The sequence below is a fragment of the Variovorax sp. TLI9-5A genome, assembly GCF_056867935.1.
This window is the reverse complement of the sequence record NZ_CP200310.1, coordinates 42,937-60,975: the sequence shown is the minus strand read 5'-3', so window position 1 is coordinate 60,975 and position 18,039 is coordinate 42,937. Positions and strand designations below refer to the sequence as shown.

Below are 18,039 nucleotides of genomic sequence, written 5' to 3'. Positions count from 1 at the left end.
CATTCAATGCAACGAATATCTCGATTCGCGGCCATTGATGCAAGAGGCAGGCGATCCGAAACTTCCCGGCAGCCCGCAGCCGCCGCTGCGCCACACGATGCCCCAACCGATGACATCCGCTGCTTCCACCCCCACTTCGCTCGCTCCCGGCGCTTCGTCGTCGGCCTCCGGAAAACTCCGGCTCGCGCTCGTCACCCTGGCCGTCGTGGCCGTGGCCGAGCTGATCGGTCCGGTGCAGTTCAGCGTCGGCCCGGGCAAGGTGGCGCTGCTGCCGATGCTGTGGGCGCTGCTGATCGCGGCCGCATGGGGCATCGCGCATCGCCGCCTGCCGGGCGTGGTGCGCGTGGCGACGGCCGAGCAATCCTTCGCTGGCGGCCTGCTGAACGCGGGCCTGCTGCTGTTCGTGGTGAAGCTGGGCCTCACGGTGGGCGCCGCGCTGCCGCAGGTGAAGCAGGCCGGCTGGGCGCTCTTGTTCCAGGAGTTCGGCCACGCGCTGGGCACCCTGGCGCTGGGCCTGCCGCTGGCGCTGCTGCTGGGCATCAAGCGCGAGGCGGTGGGCGCCACCTTCTCGGTGGGGCGCGAGGGCAACCTGGTGATCATCGGAGAGAAGTACGGCATGGCCTCGCCCGAGGGCCGCGGCGTGCTGGCCGAGTACATCACCGGCACCGTGCTGGGCGCGCTCTTCATCGCGGTGCTGGCGGGCTTCGTCGCCAGCCTGCACATCTTCGACCCGCGCTCGCTGGCCATGGGCGCCGGCGTGGGCTCGGGCAGCCTGATGGCTGCGGCGCTGGGCGCCATCGCGGCGCAGCAGCCGGCCGAGATGCTGCCGCAGCTCACCGCCATCGCCGCCGCGTCGAACTTGCTGACGACGGTGGTGGGCTTCTACTTCACGCTGTTCCTGTCGCTGCCGCTGTGCTCGTGGCTCTACGGCAAGCTGGAGCCGGTGCTGGGCCGCTTCTCGAAGCGCGGCGCGCAGGACGCGGCGGGCACGGGCGCCGTGTCGCAAGTCAGCGTGGGGCATGGCGGCGCGCTGCCGCTGCGCGACACGCTCATCGCCTGGGCGGTGGTGGGCGGCGGCGTGCTCATCGGCAACTCGCTGACCTACAAGGTGCCGGTGCTGGTGTCGCTCGAAGGCCTGGCCGCCGTGGTGGCCATCGCGCTGATCGTCGAGGGCATCAAGCGCCTGGTGCCGCGCCTGCCGATGGTGCTGGTGCTGTCGGTGGTGGCCACGGTGGCGGGCATCCCGGGGCTGTTCCCGTTCTCCGACGCGCTGATCGCGATCACCGCCAAGCTCAACTTCCTGGCCTTCACCACGCCGGTGCTCGCGCTGGCCGGCTTTTCGGTCGCGAAGGACATGCCCGTGTTCCGCCAGCTGGGCTGGCGCATCGTGGTGGTGTCGCTCACCGCCACTGCCGGCACCTTCCTGGGTGCCACCGTGATCGCCGAATTCTTCCACTGACGAACAAGTCTCGCCCCCAAGGCTTCGCGCACTTCGTGTCGCTTCGCCAACCCCCGAAAAGTCCGTCCAGTTCCTATCCACCCACCGAGATCAATCCCATGTACCGCGACCCCGAAATCGCCGAAGACACCCGCGCCCGCATGCTGGCCTGGCGCCGCGACATCCACGCCAACCCCGAGACCGCCTTCGAGGAGCACCGCACCGCCAACGTCGTCGCCAACGCGCTGATGCTGATGGGCCTGCCGGTGCATCGCGGCCTGGCCGGCACCGGCGTAGTGGGCACGCTGAAGAACGGCGAGGGCCCGAGCATCGCGCTGCGCGCCGACCTCGACGCCCTCAACATGCAGGAGCTGGGCACCCAGCCGCACGCCTCGAAGTGCGCCGGCAAGATGCACGCCTGCGGCCATGACGGCCACACGGCCATGCTGCTGGGCGCGGCCGAGCACCTCTCGCGCCACAGGCCCTTCAAGGGCACGGTGCACTTCGTGTTCCAGCCCGCCGAAGAGAACGAGGGCGGCGGCCGCGTGATGGTCGACGAGGGCCTGTTCGAGCAATTCCCCGCCGACGCCGTCTACGGCATGCACAACTTTCCGGCACTGCCGCGCGGCCAGTTCGCGATCCGCAAGGGCACGATGACGGCCTTTCTCGACACTTTCGAGATCGTCGTCACCGGCAAGGGCAGCCACGGCGCCATGCCCGAGACCGGCATCGACTCGGTGGTGGTCTCGGCGCAGTTGGTGAACGCGTTGCAGACCATCGTGAGCCGCCGCACCGGCGCCACCGACTCGGCGGTGGTCAGCGTCACGCAGATCCACGGCGGCGACACCTGGAACGTGATTCCCGAGACCGTGGTGCTGCGCGGCACCGTGCGCACGCTGGATGCCGGCATCCAGGACCAGACCCAGGCCGCCATGCAGCAGATCTGCGACGGCGTGGCAGCCACTCACGGCGCGAAGGTGGCGCTGGACTACCGCCGCGGCTACCCCGGCGTGGTCAACACGCCCGCCGAGACCGATGCGGCCATCTCCGCCGCCGCCAGCCTGGTCGAGCGCGCGCAGGTGCACACCGACATCCCGCCCGCCATGGGCTCGGAAGACTTCGCCTTCATGCTGCAGAAGCGCCCCGGCGCCTACATCGGCATCGGCGCGGGCGAAGGCCCGAACGACCCGAACGTGCACAACCCGTACTACGACTTCAACGACAACATCCTGCCGCTGGGCGCGGCCTACTGGGTGGCACTGGTCAAACAGCAGCTTCCTGCATCGAGAGATGAGAGCATGATGCGCTGATGCTCTCCGCCTTCGACATCTTCAAGATCGGCATCGGTCCCTCCAGCTCGCACACCGTGGGGCCGATGCGTGCCGCGCTGATGTTCGCGCGGTCGCTCGAAGCGCGCGGTGTGCTCGCACAGGTCGCGCGGCTGCATGTGGACCTGTTCGGCTCGCTGGGCGCCACCGGCCACGGCCACGCGACCGACCAGGGCGTGATCCTCGGCCTCTTCGGCGACGCGCCCGACACCGTGCGGCCCGAGACCGTGCAGCCCCGGCTGGAGGCGCTGCGCCGCACCGGCCGGCTCGAGCTGCTCGGCACCACGCCCATCGCCTTCGACCGCGTGCGCGACATCGCCTTCAAGGGCGAAGAGTCGCTGGCCGAGCATCCCAACGCGATGCGCTTCACCGCCTTCGCGGCCGACGGCGGCGTGCTGGCCGAGGGCACGTACTTCTCCGTCGGCGGCGGCTTCGTCGTCGAGGGCGGGCAGGCCGTGGCCCAGACGGCCGCGGCGACATCCGCCGTGCCGCATCCCTTCACCACCGGCGACGAACTCATGGCGCAGTGCCGCGACCACGGCATCTCGGTGGCCGCGCTCGTCATGCGCAACGAATGCGCATGGCGGCCCGAGGCCGAGGTGCGCGCCGGCCTGCTGCGCGTGTGGCAGGTGATGCAGCAGTGCGTGCAGCGCGGCTTCGGCGTCGACAACCCGCTGGCCGCTCAGGCGCTGCCCGGCCCGCTGCGCATGCGCCGCCGCGCGCCCGAGCTGCACCGCGAGCTGCTCGCGCAGGCCGGCGCGGCCGATCCGCTCGCGGCCATGGACTGGGTCAACGCCTTCGCGATGGCGGTGAACGAGGAGAACGCCGCCGGCGGCCGCGTGGTCACCGCGCCCACCAACGGCGCGGCGGGCGTGGTGCCCGCCGTGATGCACTACTACCAGCGCTTCGTGCCGCAGGCCAGCGACGAGGGCATCGTCGACTTCCTGCTCACCGCCGCGGCCATCGGCATGCTCTACAAGACCAACGCTTCCATCTCGGGCGCCGAGGTCGGCTGCCAGGGCGAGGTGGGCGTGGCCTGCTCGATGGCCGCCGGCGCGCTTGCCGCGGTGCTCGGCGCCACGCCTGCGCAGGTCGAGAACGCGGCCGAGATCGGCATGGAGCACAACCTCGGCCTCACTTGCGACCCGGTCGGCGGCATGGTGCAGATTCCCTGCGTGGAGCGCAACGCGATGGGCGCCGTGAAGGCCATCAACGCGGCGCGCATGGCGCTGCGAGGCGACGGCAGCCACTACGTGTCGCTCGATGCCGTGATCCGCACCATGAAGCAGACCGGCGAGGACATGAAGGCCACCTACAAGGAAACCTCTCTCGGCGGTCTCGCGGTGAACGTGGTCGAGTGCTGAGGGCGTGCTGAAGATGCGGGGCTGCGTCAGAATGGCCGGCCCACCGTCTTGAACTCTCTCAAAAGCCGAGGCCCCATGACCCGCACCATCGCCCAGAAACGCGCCGACTTCCGTGCCCTGCATGAACAAGGCTGCTTCGTCATTCCGAACCCGTGGGACACGGGCAGCGCGCGCTTTCTCGAAGGCCTGGGCTTCAAGGCGCTGGCCACCACCAGCTCCGGCTTCGCGTGGTCGCAGGGGCATGCGGACGGCGCGATGTCGCGCGAGCACATCCTCGCGCACCTGCGCGAACTCGTGGAAGCCACCGACCTTCCGGTGAACGCCGACTTCGAGAACGGCTTCGCCGCCGATGCGCAGGGTGTGGCCGCGAGCGTGAGCCTCGCCATCGAGATGGGCGTGGCGGGCCTGTCCATCGAGGACTCGACGGGCAACGCCGCCGATCCGCTGTTCCCCGTCGACGTGGCCGTGGAGCGCCTGCGCGCCGCGCGCAAGGCCATCGACGCATCCGGCGCCGACGTGCTGCTGGTCGGACGCGCCGAAAACTTCTTCGTCGGCCGTCCCGATCTCGACGACGCCATCGCGCGGCTCAAGGCGTACGCCAACGCGGGCGCCGACTGCCTTTACGCGCCGGGCATCAAGACCCGCGAGCAGATCGCGGCGGTGGTCGCCGCCGTCGCACCCCGGCCGGTCAACGTGCTGGTGGGCGCGCCCAGCGAACTCACGATGAAGGACATCGCCGAACTCGGCGTGCGCCGCGTCAGCGTGGGCGGCGCTCTGGCGCGCGCGGCATGGGGTGGCTTCATCCGCGCCGCGCGCACGCTGGCCGACGGGCGCTTCGACGGTTTTGCCGACGCCGCGCCGGGCGCCGAACTCAACGCCTTCTTCAAGCCGTTCGCAGACTGAGGCCGTGGAGGCACTGCTTGCCGAGGTCCGCGCCTGCCGCGCGTGCGCGGTGCACCTGCCGCTGGGCCCCCGGCCCGTGGTGCAGGCGAGCGCGAGCGCCAGGCTGCTGATCGTCGGCCAGGCGCCCAGCCTCACGGTGCACCAGACGGGCGTGCCGTGGAACGACAGGAGCGGCGACCAGCTTCGCCGCTGGCTGGGCATCGACCGCGCGGTGTTCTACGACGCCGCGCGCGTGGCGATCGTGCCGATGGGCTACTGCTACCCCGGCCGCGGCAAGAGCGGCGACCTGCCGCCGCGCAGGGAATGTGCCGAGCTGTGGCACGACAAGCTGTTCGCGCAGATGAAGCAGGTGGAGCTGACGCTGCTCATCGGCCAGTACGCGCAGCGCCACTTCCTCGGCAGGAAGGCGGGCGCCGGCGTCACCGAGACCGTGCAGGCCTTCGCCGACTATGCGCCGCGCTTCATTCCGCTACCGCATCCGTCGCCGCGCAACACGGGCTGGCTCAAGCACCACCCGTGGTTCGAGAGCGACGTGCTGCCAGTGCTGCGCGAGCGGGTGCGGCACGCGCTCGGGCTTTGAGCCCGCCTCAGGGCGCGGAAGGCGCCGAGGCACCCGTGGTGCCCGCCGTGCCCGTCGTACCGAACGGCCGCGCCGCATACACCACGCGCCCACCCACCACCGTCATCAGCGAGGTCGTCTTGCCGATGCGCTCCAGCGGCACGCTGAAGAAGTCCTGGTCGAGCACGGCGAAGTCGGCGAGCTTGCCCACTTCGAGCGTGCCGCGCCTGTTCTCGTCGAAGCTGAACCAGGCGCTGCCCTGCGTGTAGAGGCGCAGCGCTTGCTCGCGCGTCGGTGTCTCGTCGGGGCCGCGCATGGTCTTGCCGCTCACCGTCTTGCCGTCGAGCATCCACTGCAGCGCGACGAAGGGGTTGTACGAGGCCACGCGGTGCGCGTCGGTGCCCGCGCCCACGTTCACGCCGGCGCGCAGCGCGGTGCCTATGGGCGGCATGCGCCGCGCGGCGTCGCCGCGCATGGCCAGCGCGCGGTCGCCCTGGAAGTACATCGCGTCCTGCATGGTCCAGCCGATGCCCAGCGCCTTCATGCGCGCGAGCGTCTCGGGCGAGGCGTCGTCGAGGTGGGCGATGGACCAGCGCAGGTCCTTGATCGGCACTTCAGCATTCAGCTTCTCGTACAGCCCCAGCAGGTGGTCGACCGAGCCGTTCTCCTGCCAGTGGATGGTGACGGCCAGCTTCTTCGTGGCGGCCCACTTGACGAGTTCGTAGAACTTGGCCTTCGCGGCCTCGTCGGGGAAGTTGTTGTTGTACATCGCGAGCGTCACGCGTTCGCCCAGGCCGTTGAACTTCAGCATGTCGTCGCCGAAGCCCATCGGCAGCATCTGCGTGAGGTCGCGAAACTCCTGCAGCTCGGCACCGGGCTTCTGCGCGAACACGCTGTAGGCCACGCGCAGCGTCAGCGCCTTCTCGCGCCACAGCTCGAAGAGCGCGGCGTACTGCGAGGGCGCGATGCTGAAGCCGCCCGGGTCCACCAGCCCGGTGATGCCCAGGCGGTTGAGCTCGGTGAAGAAGGCGCGCGTGCCGGCGATGTTGTCGTCGTAGGTCGGCTTGGGCAGCTTGTCGAAGAGCGCCGAGATGCCGACGATGTCGCCGCTCATCCAGCCAGGCGCGCCGTCGGCCACGGGCTTCATGCCGGCGGGCAGCGTGCCGGGCGCCACGCCCAGCGCTTCCAGCGCCTTGGGCGTCATCACCACGGCCTCGTAGAAGAGCTGCACGTACACCGGGTTGTTCGGCGCCGCTTCCTGCAACTCGGCCAGCGTGGGGCGGCGGCGCTCGGCGAACTGCTGCTCGGTCCAGCCGCCGGCCACGATCAGCCAGCCGCCGGGGCGTGCGTTGGCGGCAGCGGCGCGGATGCGCGCCATCGCCTCGGCGATGGTGCCGGCGCCGATCCAGTTGACCTCGGTGGAGTAGCTCAGCGCCGCGCGCACTGCGTGCATGTGCGAGTCGATCAGGCCCGGAATGACGGTTCGGCCTCCCGCATCGACCGTGCGCGTGGCGGGGCTCGTGAAGGCTCCCATCTGCGCCGCGCTGCCCACGGCCACGATGCGACCGTTGCGCACAGCGATCGCCTGCGCCATGGTGCCGGCCGCATCGAGCGTGGCGATCTTCGCGTTCGTGACGACAAGGTCCGCCGGTTGTGCGCGCGCTGCGACAGGCAGCAGCAGGCTGGCGGCGATGGCAGCCGCCGTGAAGAGTGTGCGTGCCATGTCAGTCGACCTTGATGCTGGCGGCCTTGACCACCTGCTGGGCTTTCGCCGTCTCTTCGACGATGAACTTGTTGAACTGCGCCGAAGGCATGGTGAAGGGCTCCGCACCCAGCTTCTCCAGCCGTTCCTTCAGCTCGGGCGACACCATGATCTTCGCGACCTCGGCCTGCAGCCGGTCGACCACCGGCTGCGGCGTCTTCGCGGGCGCGAACAGGCCGACCCAGAACAGGTACTCCGAGCCCGGCACGCCGGCTTCCACCGTGGTGGGCGCGCTGGGCAGCGCGGAAGAGCGCTTGCCCGTGCCCACCGCGAGCGCCTGCAGCTTGCCGCTCTGGATCAGCGGCAGGGCAGACACCATCGGCGCGAAGAACCAGTCGACGCGTCCGGCCATCACCTCTGTCATCGCCTCGGGCGTGCCGCGGAAGGGCACGTGCTGCGCGTCGACGCCGGCCGCGAGGCGGAACACCTCGGCGTTCATGTGCGTGGCCGATCCGTTGCCGGCCGAGCCGTAGTTGAGGCCGCCGGGCTTGGCCTTCGCCTTGGCCACCAGGTCCTTCACGTCGGCGAAGTGCGAGGGCGCGGTCACCAGCACGTTGGGCAGGCTGGCCATCGGCGTGATGCCGGTGAAGTCCTTGATGGTGTCGTACGACAGGCCCTTGTAGATCCACGGGTTCACCAGGTGGCCGGCCGAGTGCACCAGCAGCGTGTAGCCGTCGGCCGGCGACTTGGCCACGATGGCCGCGCCCAGCGTGCCGCCCGCACCGGGCTTGTTGTCCACGATCACGCTGGTGCCCAGCGCGGGCCCCAGCTTCTCGGCCACCAGGCGCGCGACGATGTCGGTGCCGCTGCCTGCCGTGAAGGGCACGACCAGCCTCACCGCCTGCGTGCCGGGCCAGTTGCCCTGCGCGTGGGCGCCCGTGAGCGCGCAGGCCGCGATGGCTGTCGCGGCTGCCAGCGTCTGCCGGCGGCTCCAGTTGAAAGTCTTCTTCATGCGTCTTGTCTCCGTTGATCTATTTGGTTGAGCGATGAATGACCGGGAAAAGAGAAGAGGAAAGGGCGCTACGCGGGCGGCGCGTTCGGCATCACCAGTGCCACCAGCACGGGGCGGTTGCCGCGGTTTTCGAGCTGGCGCTTCTCGCCGGGCGCGAAGCGGCAGCTGTCGTAGGGGCCGAGCACTTCTTCCTGGTGCGCGCCGTCGATCTCGCCGACCACGTGCAGCTGGCCTTCGAGCACCAGATACAGCTTTTCCATCGGCGAGCCGTCCAGGCCGGTGTGGCCGCCGGGCAGGATCTGGCTCATGCCCATCCACATCTGCGTCGAAGGGCCGGCCTCCTTGCCCTGCAGGCGCAGGCAGCGCATGTCGAAATGGTTGGGCGCCTCGTAGTGCGGCGCCTCGGCGAAGCGGGTAACGTGCATGTATGTGCTCCGGAAAGGGTTCAGGGCCGCAGCACGACGCGGTCGGTGCTGCCCGAGAGCACCAGCCGGTAGGCCTCGTGCGCCTCGTCGAGCGTGAAGTGGCGCGCCACCGGAAAGGGCTTGAGCGTGCCGCGCTCGAAGCCCTCGCGCATCGCGTCGAGCTGCGCGGTGCTGGCGATGCAGTCCATCGCCAGCGAGTCGATGCCCACGTAGGTGTGCATGCCCCGGTAGAAGGCGAAGATGTCGAAGGGCACCGCGCGGTCGTGCGTGGCGATGAAGATCTGCGTCGCGCCCTTGGCCATCGCCTTGTTGGCGGCCTCGAAGTAGGCGCTGCCCACGGTGTTGTAGACGATGTGTGCGCCGCGCCCATCCGTCAGCTCGCGCACCCGCGAGCCCACGTCGGCATGGTGGCGCGCGTCGATCGTGTCCACCGGCCCGCTCGCGAAGCCCTGGAAGGGACCCGCGTGCCGCTGCACCGCGATCACGCGCGCGCCGGCCTGCGAGGCGAGCTGCACCGCCGCCTGCCCGACCTTGCCGTTGGCGCCCAGCACCAGCACCGTCTGGCCGGCCTGCGGCATGCCGCTGCGGCGAAAGCCCTCGTAGGCGGTGACGAAGGGCACGCCCACGGCGCCGGCCTCGTCCATCGAAATGCCCCGGGGCTTGGCGCGCAGCGCCTGCTCGGGCAGCACCAGGTAGCGCGCATGCGAGCCGTCGCGGGTGATGCCCACGTCGCCGCCGGAGCCATAGACCTCGCGGCCGATCCACTCCGAAGGGCCGCTCACCACGGTGCCCGCGAAGTCGCGTCCCGGGGTGCGAGGCCACACGGCCTGCGGCATGATGCCCAGCGTGGCCTTCACGTCGCTGGGGTTCACGGCCGCGGCGGCGATGCGCACCACGGCGTGGCCGGGCGGCGGCGAGGGTTCCGGCTGCGGCGCGGCTTCGAGCCGCAGCGCATCGAGGTCGGCGGCCTTCTCGTTCACGCGCAACGCGCGGGAGCTGTGGGCGGTGTGCATGGCTGCGACGCTCATCGTTCAGCTCCTCGCACCGGGCAGGCCCAGCATGGCGCGCGCCTCGCGCGGGTTGGCGATCTCGCCACCCAGGCTCTGCAGGATGTCGCGCGCCTTCGCCACGAGCTGGGCGTTGCTCTCGGCGAGCACGCCCTTCTCCAGGTAGATGTTGTCCTCCATGCCCACGCGCACATGGCCGCCCAGCAGCCAGGCCTGCGCGACGATCGGAAATTCCATGCGGCCGATGCCGAAGGCGCTCCAGAAGGCGCCGCGCGGCAGCATGTTGCGTGCGTAAAGCAGCGTCTCGGGCGTGGGCGCGAAGCCGTACTTCACGCCGAGGACGAAGGTCCACATGGCCGGCCCGTCGAGCGTGCCGTCGGCGATCAGGTCGAGCGCGAGGTTGATGTCGCCCGAGTCGAAGATCTCCAGCTCGGGCTTCACGCCCGCCTCGCGCATCACCTTCGCCATGCGCCGCACGTTCTTCGGGGTGTTGATGACCACGTCGGGGCCGGAGTTCATGGTGTTCAGGTCGAGCGAGCACACGTCGGGCCGGATGAGCGCGATGTGCTCCACGCGCTTCTCGGGCGGCAGCAGCGTGGTGCCGGGCGCGGCGATCTTCGGGTCGTCCTCGCCGGGAATGAAGCGCCCGCCCGGGCCGGTCGTGAGGTTCACGATCAGCTCGCGGTTGCCGCGGCGGATGCGGTCCACCACCTCGCGGTACAGATCCACTTCCATCGACGGCTTGCCGGTCTCCGGGTTGCGCACGTGGATGTGCACCTGGCTCGCGCCGGCCTCGGCCGCGGCCAGGCATTCGTCGGCGATCTGCACCGGCGTGATCGGCAGGTGCGGTGTCTGCTCTGGCTTCACGAGATTGCCCGTGACGGCGCAGGTGATGAGGGTCTTGGTGTTGTTGCTCACAGGTGGCGCCCTCCGTCGACCACGATGCGCGTGCCGGTCACGAAGCGCATGGTGGTGGCCAGCGCCTCGACCGTGGCCGCCACGTCCTCGGGCTGGCCGATGCGGCCCAGCGGCGTGGTGCTGGCCATCTTGCTGGCGAACTCCGCGCCGCGCCCGGGCACGAAGCCCGATTCCACCGCGCCCGGCGACACCGACACCACGCGCACGGCAGGTGCCAGCGCCTTGGCGAGCGCGTCGCCGACCACGTCGAGCCCCGCCTTGGCCGCCACGTAGGCGAGGTTGCTGCCCACGCCCGTGAAGCCCGCGATGGATGAGATGTTGACCACCAACCCATCGCCGCTCGCCTTCAGCAGCGGCGCGAAGGCCCGGATGGTGGCGAACGCGCCTCGGAAGTTGGCGCGCACGATGTCGTCGATGAGCTCGTCGGTCAGCGCGTCGAGGTCGCCGGCCGGCACCGGCTTCGTATGGCCCGCGCTGTTGACAAGGATGTCGCAGCGTCCGAACGTGGCCTTCACCTCGGCGGCGGCGGCGACGAGGCTGGGCGTGTCGACGATGTCGGCGCGGATCGCCGCATGGCGCTGGCCGCTGACCGAGGGCAGGGCGGCTGCGCGCGCCGCCGCATCGTCGCCCTTGCGGTGCAGCAGCACGCAGCTGGCGCCGAGCGCGGCCAGGCGCGTGGCCGTGGCATAGCCGATGGCGCCGAGGCCGCCGGTGATGACGGCGACCTTGCCGTCGAGTCTGGAGACTGGGTCGAAGCTCATGGATTGGAGAAGAGTGGGTTGAAGGGGGCGGTGCCGTTTCGTGGAACACCGCGGAACCAGCTCTGCCGGGCCGCTGGTGTTGCCCCCTCGAAGGGGGTTGGCGCAGCGACACGAAGTGCGCGAAGCCTGGGGGTGGTCAAGGTATCGGCGGGCGGGGAAACTTCATCTCGCCGGGTTCAAGCTCGAAGTCGTGATGCAGCGATGCGCTTTTTCCGTCGGGCGCCAGCGCGAAGCGGCCGATGAGCCGGCGCGTCACGCCGAAGGTCGGGTCGCTTTCCAGGTTCTCGTCGTCATCGGCGAACACCTGCGTGATCAGCACCTTGTGGCCCGGCTTGCTCACCATGAAGTGCAGGTGCGCGGGCCGGTTCGGGTGGCGCCGCTGCGCGCGCAGCAGCACGCCGCAGGGGCCGTCGGTCGGCACCGGGTAGCCGGCGGGACGCACGCTGCGGAAATGGAAGCGGCCCTCGGCGTCGGTGGAAAAGCGCCCGCGCAGGTTCATGTTCTCCTGCGACGGGTCCTGGTTCTCGTAGAGGCCGACGGGCGAGGCCTGCCACACGTCGACGGTGGCGCCGTCCACCGGGCGGCCCTGGTGGTCGCGCACCGTGCCTGTCACCTCGAGCGGAACGCCCGGCGTGCCCGAGCGCGCGATGTTCTCGCCCTGCGCGCAGGCCGGTGCGTTCGCGCGCCAGAAGGGGCCGAGCAGGGCGGCGGGCGATTCGCCTTGCGGGTCCTGGTTGTTCTGCAGCGCAACCACGGTCGACACGCCCAGGATGTCGGCAGCCAGCACGACCTCGTTCTTGGTCTCGCCGGTGGCGTGGCCGATGGCGACGATGAATTCGAGCGCCTGCTCGAACTCCTCTTCCGTCAGCTTCACTTCCTGTACCAGGGCGTGCAGGTGGCGCGTGACTGCTTCCATCACGGTGCGCAGCCGTGGGTCGGGCGTGTGCCGCATGGCGTCGAGCACATGGCCCAGCACCGAGTGGGGGGAGGTGGCGATGTTCATGGCGAGTCTCTGCAATCGTTTGCATGATATTAGTCCAAATCGCCGAAAAGTAAAATGGAGGGAATCCGGGGATCGGGAATGAGGGAAAGCCACCCGAAGCCATGCAGCCCGGCGACAATCGTTTGCACCAATGAGCGCCAAGCAACCTTCCACTTCAGCCACCGTGACCATCCGCGACGTCGCCCGCGCCGCTGGCGTGCACGTGTCCACCGTCTCGCGTGCGCTCAGCCCCGAGAAGCGCTCGCTCATCAGCGACGAGGTGCTGCGCGTGGTCGAGGAGGCGGCGCAGCGCCTGGGCTACCGGCCCAACCGCGCGGCCTCGGCGCTGCGCACCGGCCGCACTCACACCATCGGCGTGCTGGTGCCCGACATCACCAACGCGGTATTCCCGCCGATCCTGCAGGGCATCGAGGCCAGCGCGGCCGCACGCGGCTACTTCGTGTTCGTCACCAACGTGGTCGACCCGGCACTGGCGCGGCCGGTGCTGGAGCGCATGCTGGCGCAGCGCGTCGATGGCGTGGTCATGGCCACTGCCACGCGCGACGATCCGCTGGTCGACTTCGTCACCAAGGCCGGCATGACGGCCGTGCTGGTCAACCGCGCCGACGAAACCGGGCGCCTGCCGGCGGTGGTGAGCGACGACCGGCTCGCGATGAAGCTCGCGGTCGACCACCTCGTGGGCCTGGGCCACAAGCGCATCGCGCACCTGGCGGGCCCGCAGACCATTCCCACCGGCGTGGGCCGCCGTCTCGGCGTGGAGCAGGCGCTGCGCGACCACCGCATGAAGCTCTTCCGCGTGGTCGAGTGCGCGAGCTACAGCCGCGAGGCCGGCGCCGCCGCGATGAAGCAGATGCTCGATGCCGGCGCCGCGCCGCAGGCCGTGGTGTGCTGCAACGACCTCGTGGCGCTGGGCGCCTACGACGCGCTGCGCGAGGCGGGACTGCGCGTGCCGCAGGACATTTCAGTCACCGGCCACAACGACATGCCGCTGGTCGACATGGTCGACCCGCCGCTCACCACCATCCGCCTGCCGCACCGCGAGCTGGGCTGGCGCGCGGCCGAGATGCTGTTCGAGGAGATCGACGGCCACTCGATGTCGGCTTCGACCGTGGTGCTGCGCCCCGAGCTGGTGGTGCGCCAGTCGACGGCCGCGCCGGCAGGCGCCACGCGCTGAGCCGCTACCACCACCAGCGGGCGATGTCGTCGCTCAGGCCCATCATCAGCAGCACCACGGCGACCAGCACCAGGAAGCACTTGGCGCGCAGCGACATCTTCGGCTTCGGAGCGAAGGCCGCGGCGCCGCCGAGAAAGTGCACGCCGCAGTGCGGGCACTGCCGCACCTTGCCGTAGATCAGCTCCCCGCAACGCGCGCAGGGCACCTCCTCGGGACCGGGCTCCGGCTGCTGCGATCCGGCGCCGCGCTGCTCTTCCCGCTGGCGCTGCTGCTGCTGCTGCCGAGCGCGGCGTTCGCGGTGCGCGGACAGGTCGATGGGGTCGTCGGGCTTGTCGGACATGCTGGGATGACAACGTATCCGGCTAGCGTGCCACACCCACGCGCGACGCGGGTTTCCTGCGCGCGGCGGGGCGGCGCGGCGGCTTCGCTTCGAGCACCAGCTCGGCCGGCAGCGTGTCGTTCCACGATTCGGTGAAGTAGGCGCGGTCGCTGGGCACCAGCTGGGGCAGCGCCTCGCGCAGCAGCGCCAGCGACTGCTCGGCCGCCTTCAGTTCGCCGGCATGCGCCGCGTACCACGCGTGCTCGAAGAGCAGGCTGCAGTGCTGCAGGCCCGGATAGCGGCGGCGTCCGGCCTGGTGGTCGGCCAGCCGCGCCTGCGCCACCTGCACCCAGCGCGCGGGCCAGTTCGTCGAGTCGAAGGCGTCGGCGAGCGGGCCGGCCAGCTTGGAGATGGCTGCCGGGTCCAGCGGCTTCTGCGCGCGGAACTGGGCGAGCGTGGGCTGCCGCTCGGGCCGGCAGTGGCCGCGTGCGATGCGCATCAGGTAGATCGCGTTCCACGCCGAGCGGCCCTGGCCGTCGGTGTGGCCGCACAGCCATTCGCTGAAGGCGATCCACTGCACCGCGCGGCGGGTGGTGTCGCTGTTGCCGTCGTGCGCCAGCGCGGGCAGGTCGGTGAGGCCCACGCGGTCGAACAGCCACGCGGCCATGCCCATGTTGGCGGCCACGTGCTGGGCCGCGTCGAAGGAGTGCGACTCGAAGGCGGCCGCCAGCGCCTCGCCGAAGCGCTGCAGCGACTCCTCGGCCAGTGCGGCCGCCGCGGGCTTGTCGTCGGTCGACAGCGCCAGCGCGCGCGAGCGGCAGGCCAGCGCCCACAGGTTGCACCACTCGAAGCGCACGTCGGGGTGATGGCGCAGCACCAGGGCGCGCACCGCGTCCTCGGCCATGCCGCTCAGCAGCGACTGCGCCAGCGGCAGGTCGCGCGCCGTGTAGGCGCACCACGCGGAGACGATGCACTCCATCGCGCCCAGGTAGTCGTTGCCCGCCACGTGGTGCGCGAGCCGCTGCTTCTTCAGCGCCTGCAGCCGGCGCCGCGCCTGCTCGTTGTCGCCGAGCCGGCGCCACAGCATGGCCTCGTTGAGCGTGACCAGCGCGCGCTGGAAGTCGGTGGCGGCCAGCGTGCCGGCGAGGCGGATCGATTCGAGTGCGCTGCCTCCTGCGTTTTCGCCGGCGACGGGCGCCATCAACCGACCCTGCCGCGCCGCCTGCTGCGAGGCGACGAGCTGCTTCCAGAACGCCGCGTCCTGCAGATGCACCGCGTCGGGCGGCGGCGATCCGGCGGCCTGGCGCGAGGCGCGCGAGCGCAGGCCGAGGAAGGATGCCACTTCGGCCGCGGTGGCGGCGCGGCCTTCCACCAGCACACGCACGCGCTTCGCTTCGGCGGCGGGCAGCCAGAACGGGCCCTGGCTGCGCCGCTCGGCATTCAGGAAGCGAGGCTCGCGCTGCGTGTCCTCGCCCCAGCCGGCGTCGATGCCCCAGGTCTTGAAGTCGCGGAAGGCGCGGCTCACCACCATGCGCAGGGTGCTGGCGTCGGAGACCTCGCCGCGCAGGTCGGCCAGCCGTACGAGGCCCGCGCCGGCCTCGTGGGCATGCTGCATGCGCACCAGCAGCCACAGCGACTGGAAAGCCGCGCGCCGGCCATTCACCGACTGCGGCGAGGTGAGTTCGATGGAAACCTGGTTGGCGTGTGAGGCTGGCTTGGGCACGCCCCCGATTTGAACCTCAAAACAGGAGCGCTACCTGAAGAAGATGCCGGAGAAAGGCCCCGCGCTCAGTACCGGTGCTCGTCCAGCAGACCGGGCACTTCGCTGCGTCCGATGCCCAGGTCGCGCAGCTCGTGTTCGCTCATGCCGGCGAGGTGCTGCGAGTCGGCGTGTGCGCGGCGGCGATTCACCACGCGGCGGCGCCAGCCGCGCAGGGCTTGGATCAGGCGTTGATGAAAGGACGTTGGCTTGTGCGCTGTCACGATGGGCTCCTTGGTTGGTGAGCTCATCTTCCCGCCGGGCGTGATATTGTGGAAGTTGAGAATCCTGAGCCTGCCAATCAGGCTTCCTGATACTGGACCCCCCGATGCGACAGCTCAACCTCGACCAACTGCGCACCCTCATCGCCATCGTCGACCTCGGCACCTTCTCGGCCGCGGCCCAGGCGCTGCACCTGGCCCAGCCCACGGTGAGCCTGCACATCAGCGAACTCGAATCGCGCCTGGGCGCGCCGCTGGTGGTGCGCGGCAACCGGCGCATCACGCCGACGGCGGCCGGGGCGGCGCTGGTGGAGCGCGGGCGCAAGCTGCTGCGTGACACCGACGACGCGGTGGAGGCGGTCAAGCGGCAGGCCGAGGGTCGGGTTGGGCGGGTGCGGCTGGGCACATCCACCGGCGTGCTGGTCGACCTGCTGCCGCAGGTGCTGGAGGCGCTGGGCGCGGAGCACTCGGGCATCGACGTGGAGGTGAGCATTCGCGGCTCCTTCGAGGCGATGGAGCGGCTGGCCGCGGGCACGCTCGACATCGGCCTGGTCGCCATTCCCCAGCCGCCGCTGCGCGGCATCGTCGTCACGCCCTGGTGCGAACAGCCCATGATGGCCTTCGTGCCGCGCCGCTGGAAAGCGCCGAAGCGCGTCACGCCGGCATGGCTGGCGGCGCAGCCGCTGATCTTCAACGAGGCGACCACGCACATGTACCGCCTCACCATGGAATGGTTCGCTGCCGCCGGCTTTGCGCCGCGCGCGCGCATCGAGCTCAACTACGACGCCGCCATGCGCAGCCTCGTGGCCGCCGGCTACGGCGCCGCGCTGCTGCCGCTGCAGCAGTCCACCGACATCGTGCCCGCCAACGACCGCATGCAGATCCTGCCGGTGAGCCCGAAGCTCACGCGCCGCGTGGGCATCGCGCATCGCCAGCATGCGCTGCTCGACGGCGCCACGCTGAGCGTGCTCGAGGTGCTGAAGACCTTCAGCCAGGCCTGAGCCATATTCATCGGCCTTGCGCCAGCCCGTTCGGAATGCCCTCGATGGGGCACTCCGGCGTGCCCGCCGTGCTGCGCGTGAGCGTTTCCACCATCTCGCGCGTGCCCTCGGGGTCGTTGATCCACTTCGTGTAGAAGTCGTAGGGGCAGGCCGCCAGCCCCTTGTCGCCGTCGCCCGAATTGATGGTGCCGGTGTAGCCGCGATGCAGCAGCTTGAACAGGTGGTTCTGCGACTGGCCATTCTTGCGCGCGTCGCGGATCAGGCTCATCGACAGCTCGGCGTAGTTGATGCCCATCTCCTCCTCGCCGCATTCGCCCAGCGTGCGGCCGTCGAAGCCGATCAGCGCCGAGTGGCCGAAGTACGAGTACACGCCGTCGAAGCCGGCCGCGTTGGCCACCGCCACGTAGGTGTTGTTCATGAAGGCCATGGCCTTCGACACCAGGATCTGCTGCTCCTTGGACGGGTACATGTAGCCCTGGCACCGCACGACGAGTTCGGCGCCGCGCATCGTGCAGTCGCGCCAGATTTCGGGGTAGTTGCCGTCGTCGCAGACGATCAGGCTGATCTTCATGCCCTTGGGGCCTTCGCTCACGTAGGTGCGGTCGCCCGGATACCAGCCCTCGATGGGCACCCACGGCATGATCTTGCGGTACTTCTGGACGATCTCGCCCTTGTTGTTCATGAGGATCAGCGTGTTGTAGGGCGCCTTGTGCGGATGCTCCTCGTGGCGCTCGCCGGTCAGCGAGAACACGCCCCACACATTGGCGCGGCGGCAGGCGTCGGCGAAGATGGCCGTCTCCTCGCCCGGCACGGTGGCGGCCGTGTCGTACATCTCTTTCTCGTCGTACATGATCCCGTGCGTGGAGTACTCGGGAAAGATCACCAGGTCCATGCCCGGCAGGCCCTTCTTCATGCCGACCAGCATTTCGCCGATCTTGCGGGCGTTGTCCAGCACCTCGGCCTTGGTGTGGAGGCGGGGCATCTTGTAGTTGACGACCGCGACGCCCACGCAATCGCTGCTGCTCGAAATATCACCATGTCTCATGACGCTGCTCCTGAAGGGTGGTTGAGAAAGAAAGGCAAGGCACGAACAAGAAAGCCCGAGCCGGTGTTCAACCGATTCGGGCTTGTTTGCGGTGCAACGG

18 protein-coding genes are annotated in these 18,039 nt (G+C 70.1%); 7 read left to right on the top strand and 11 right to left on the bottom strand.

What is annotated here, in order from left to right:
• Positions 1–97 precede the first annotated feature (97 nt).
• The 5 genes from AC1VNX_RS00300 (at position 98) to AC1VNX_RS00280 (ending at position 5,613) form a co-directional block, all read left to right on the top strand.
• Positions 98–1,459, top strand: coding sequence for a DUF3100 domain-containing protein (locus tag AC1VNX_RS00300; RefSeq protein WP_483161850.1), 1,362 nt, complete (start codon positions 98–100; stop codon positions 1,457–1,459).
• Positions 1,460–1,557: 98 nt separating this feature from the next.
• Positions 1,558–2,748: a M20 aminoacylase family protein gene (locus tag AC1VNX_RS00295; protein WP_483154946.1), complete on the top strand. Its 1,191-nt coding sequence runs from the start codon at positions 1,558–1,560 to the stop codon at positions 2,746–2,748.
• Entirely contained in the window at positions 2,745–4,130 is a 1,386-nt protein-coding gene (locus AC1VNX_RS00290; protein WP_483161849.1) for an L-serine ammonia-lyase, read from the top strand. Before AC1VNX_RS00295 ends, AC1VNX_RS00290 begins: the two co-directional genes overlap by 4 nt.
• Positions 4,131–4,205: 75 nt before the next feature.
• Positions 4,206–5,033: an isocitrate lyase/PEP mutase family protein gene (locus AC1VNX_RS00285; protein ID WP_483154945.1), complete on the top strand. Its 828-nt coding sequence runs from the start codon at positions 4,206–4,208 to the stop codon at positions 5,031–5,033.
• A 4-nt stretch (positions 5,034–5,037) separates the two neighbouring features.
• Positions 5,038–5,613 carry a uracil-DNA glycosylase family protein gene (locus AC1VNX_RS00280; protein ID WP_483154944.1) on the top strand — a complete coding sequence of 192 codons (576 nt, stop codon included), beginning with the start codon at positions 5,038–5,040 and terminating at the stop codon, positions 5,611–5,613.
• A gap of 7 nt (positions 5,614–5,620) precedes the next feature.
• Here AC1VNX_RS00280 and AC1VNX_RS00275 read toward each other — a convergent pair whose 3' ends face one another.
• The 7 genes from AC1VNX_RS00275 to AC1VNX_RS00245 all read right to left on the bottom strand — a co-directional run bounded on the left by AC1VNX_RS00275 (position 5,621) and on the right by AC1VNX_RS00245 (position 12,420).
• Positions 5,621–7,315, bottom strand: a complete 1,695-nt coding sequence (locus AC1VNX_RS00275; RefSeq protein WP_483154943.1) for an amidohydrolase — start codon at positions 7,313–7,315, stop codon at positions 5,621–5,623.
• A gap of 1 nt (position 7,316) precedes the next feature.
• Positions 7,317–8,306, bottom strand: coding sequence for a Bug family tripartite tricarboxylate transporter substrate binding protein (locus tag AC1VNX_RS00270; RefSeq protein ID WP_483154942.1), 990 nt, complete (start codon positions 8,304–8,306; stop codon positions 7,317–7,319).
• 68 nt (positions 8,307–8,374) lie between these two features.
• Positions 8,375–8,731 (bottom strand): cupin domain-containing protein, encoded by a 357-nt coding sequence (locus AC1VNX_RS00265; RefSeq protein WP_126020541.1) that lies wholly within the window; start codon positions 8,729–8,731, stop codon positions 8,375–8,377.
• A gap of 20 nt (positions 8,732–8,751) precedes the next feature.
• Positions 8,752–9,759 carry a quinone oxidoreductase family protein gene (locus AC1VNX_RS00260; protein ID WP_483154941.1) on the bottom strand — a complete coding sequence of 336 codons (1,008 nt, stop codon included), beginning with the start codon at positions 9,757–9,759 and terminating at the stop codon, positions 8,752–8,754.
• A 3-nt stretch (positions 9,760–9,762) separates the two neighbouring features.
• Positions 9,763–10,656: a beta-keto acid cleavage family enzyme gene (locus AC1VNX_RS00255; RefSeq protein WP_483154940.1), complete on the bottom strand. Its 894-nt coding sequence runs from the start codon at positions 10,654–10,656 to the stop codon at positions 9,763–9,765.
• Positions 10,653–11,417 (bottom strand): SDR family NAD(P)-dependent oxidoreductase, encoded by a 765-nt coding sequence (locus AC1VNX_RS00250; protein WP_483154939.1) that lies wholly within the window; start codon positions 11,415–11,417, stop codon positions 10,653–10,655. The genes AC1VNX_RS00255 and AC1VNX_RS00250 overlap by 4 nt, the downstream gene beginning before the upstream one ends.
• Positions 11,418–11,553: 136 nt before the next feature.
• Positions 11,554–12,420, bottom strand: coding sequence for a dioxygenase family protein (locus AC1VNX_RS00245; RefSeq protein WP_483154938.1), 867 nt, complete (start codon positions 12,418–12,420; stop codon positions 11,554–11,556).
• A gap of 130 nt (positions 12,421–12,550) precedes the next feature.
• Here AC1VNX_RS00245 and AC1VNX_RS00240 point away from each other — a divergent pair, with 130 nt between their 5' ends.
• Entirely contained in the window at positions 12,551–13,594 is a 1,044-nt protein-coding gene (locus tag AC1VNX_RS00240; protein WP_483154937.1) for a LacI family DNA-binding transcriptional regulator, read from the top strand.
• Between the two features lie 4 nt (positions 13,595–13,598).
• Here the strand turns inward: AC1VNX_RS00240 and AC1VNX_RS00235 are convergent, their stop codons facing one another.
• From AC1VNX_RS00235 to AC1VNX_RS00225, 3 genes are all read right to left on the bottom strand, one after another.
• Positions 13,599–13,934 carry a hypothetical protein gene (locus tag AC1VNX_RS00235; protein WP_483154936.1) on the bottom strand — a complete coding sequence of 112 codons (336 nt, stop codon included), beginning with the start codon at positions 13,932–13,934 and terminating at the stop codon, positions 13,599–13,601.
• Between the two features lie 22 nt (positions 13,935–13,956).
• Entirely contained in the window at positions 13,957–15,636 is a 1,680-nt protein-coding gene (locus AC1VNX_RS00230; protein WP_483154935.1) for a hypothetical protein, read from the bottom strand.
• A 65-nt stretch (positions 15,637–15,701) separates the two neighbouring features.
• A complete protein-coding gene (locus tag AC1VNX_RS00225; RefSeq protein ID WP_483154934.1) occupies positions 15,702–15,896 on the bottom strand; it encodes a YjiS-like domain-containing protein in 195 nt (64 codons plus the stop codon).
• Positions 15,897–16,000: 104 nt separating this feature from the next.
• Here AC1VNX_RS00225 and AC1VNX_RS00220 point away from each other — a divergent pair, with 104 nt between their 5' ends.
• Positions 16,001–16,894 carry a LysR family transcriptional regulator gene (locus tag AC1VNX_RS00220; protein ID WP_483154933.1) on the top strand — a complete coding sequence of 298 codons (894 nt, stop codon included), beginning with the start codon at positions 16,001–16,003 and terminating at the stop codon, positions 16,892–16,894.
• A gap of 7 nt (positions 16,895–16,901) precedes the next feature.
• On the opposite strand, the gene AC1VNX_RS00215 is transcribed toward AC1VNX_RS00220, so the two are convergent.
• The gene (locus AC1VNX_RS00215; RefSeq protein WP_483154932.1) at positions 16,902–17,939 is read right to left on the bottom strand and encodes an aliphatic amidase; all 1,038 of its coding nucleotides are present in this window, start codon (positions 17,937–17,939) and stop codon (positions 16,902–16,904) included.
• Positions 17,940–18,039 lie beyond the last annotated feature (100 nt).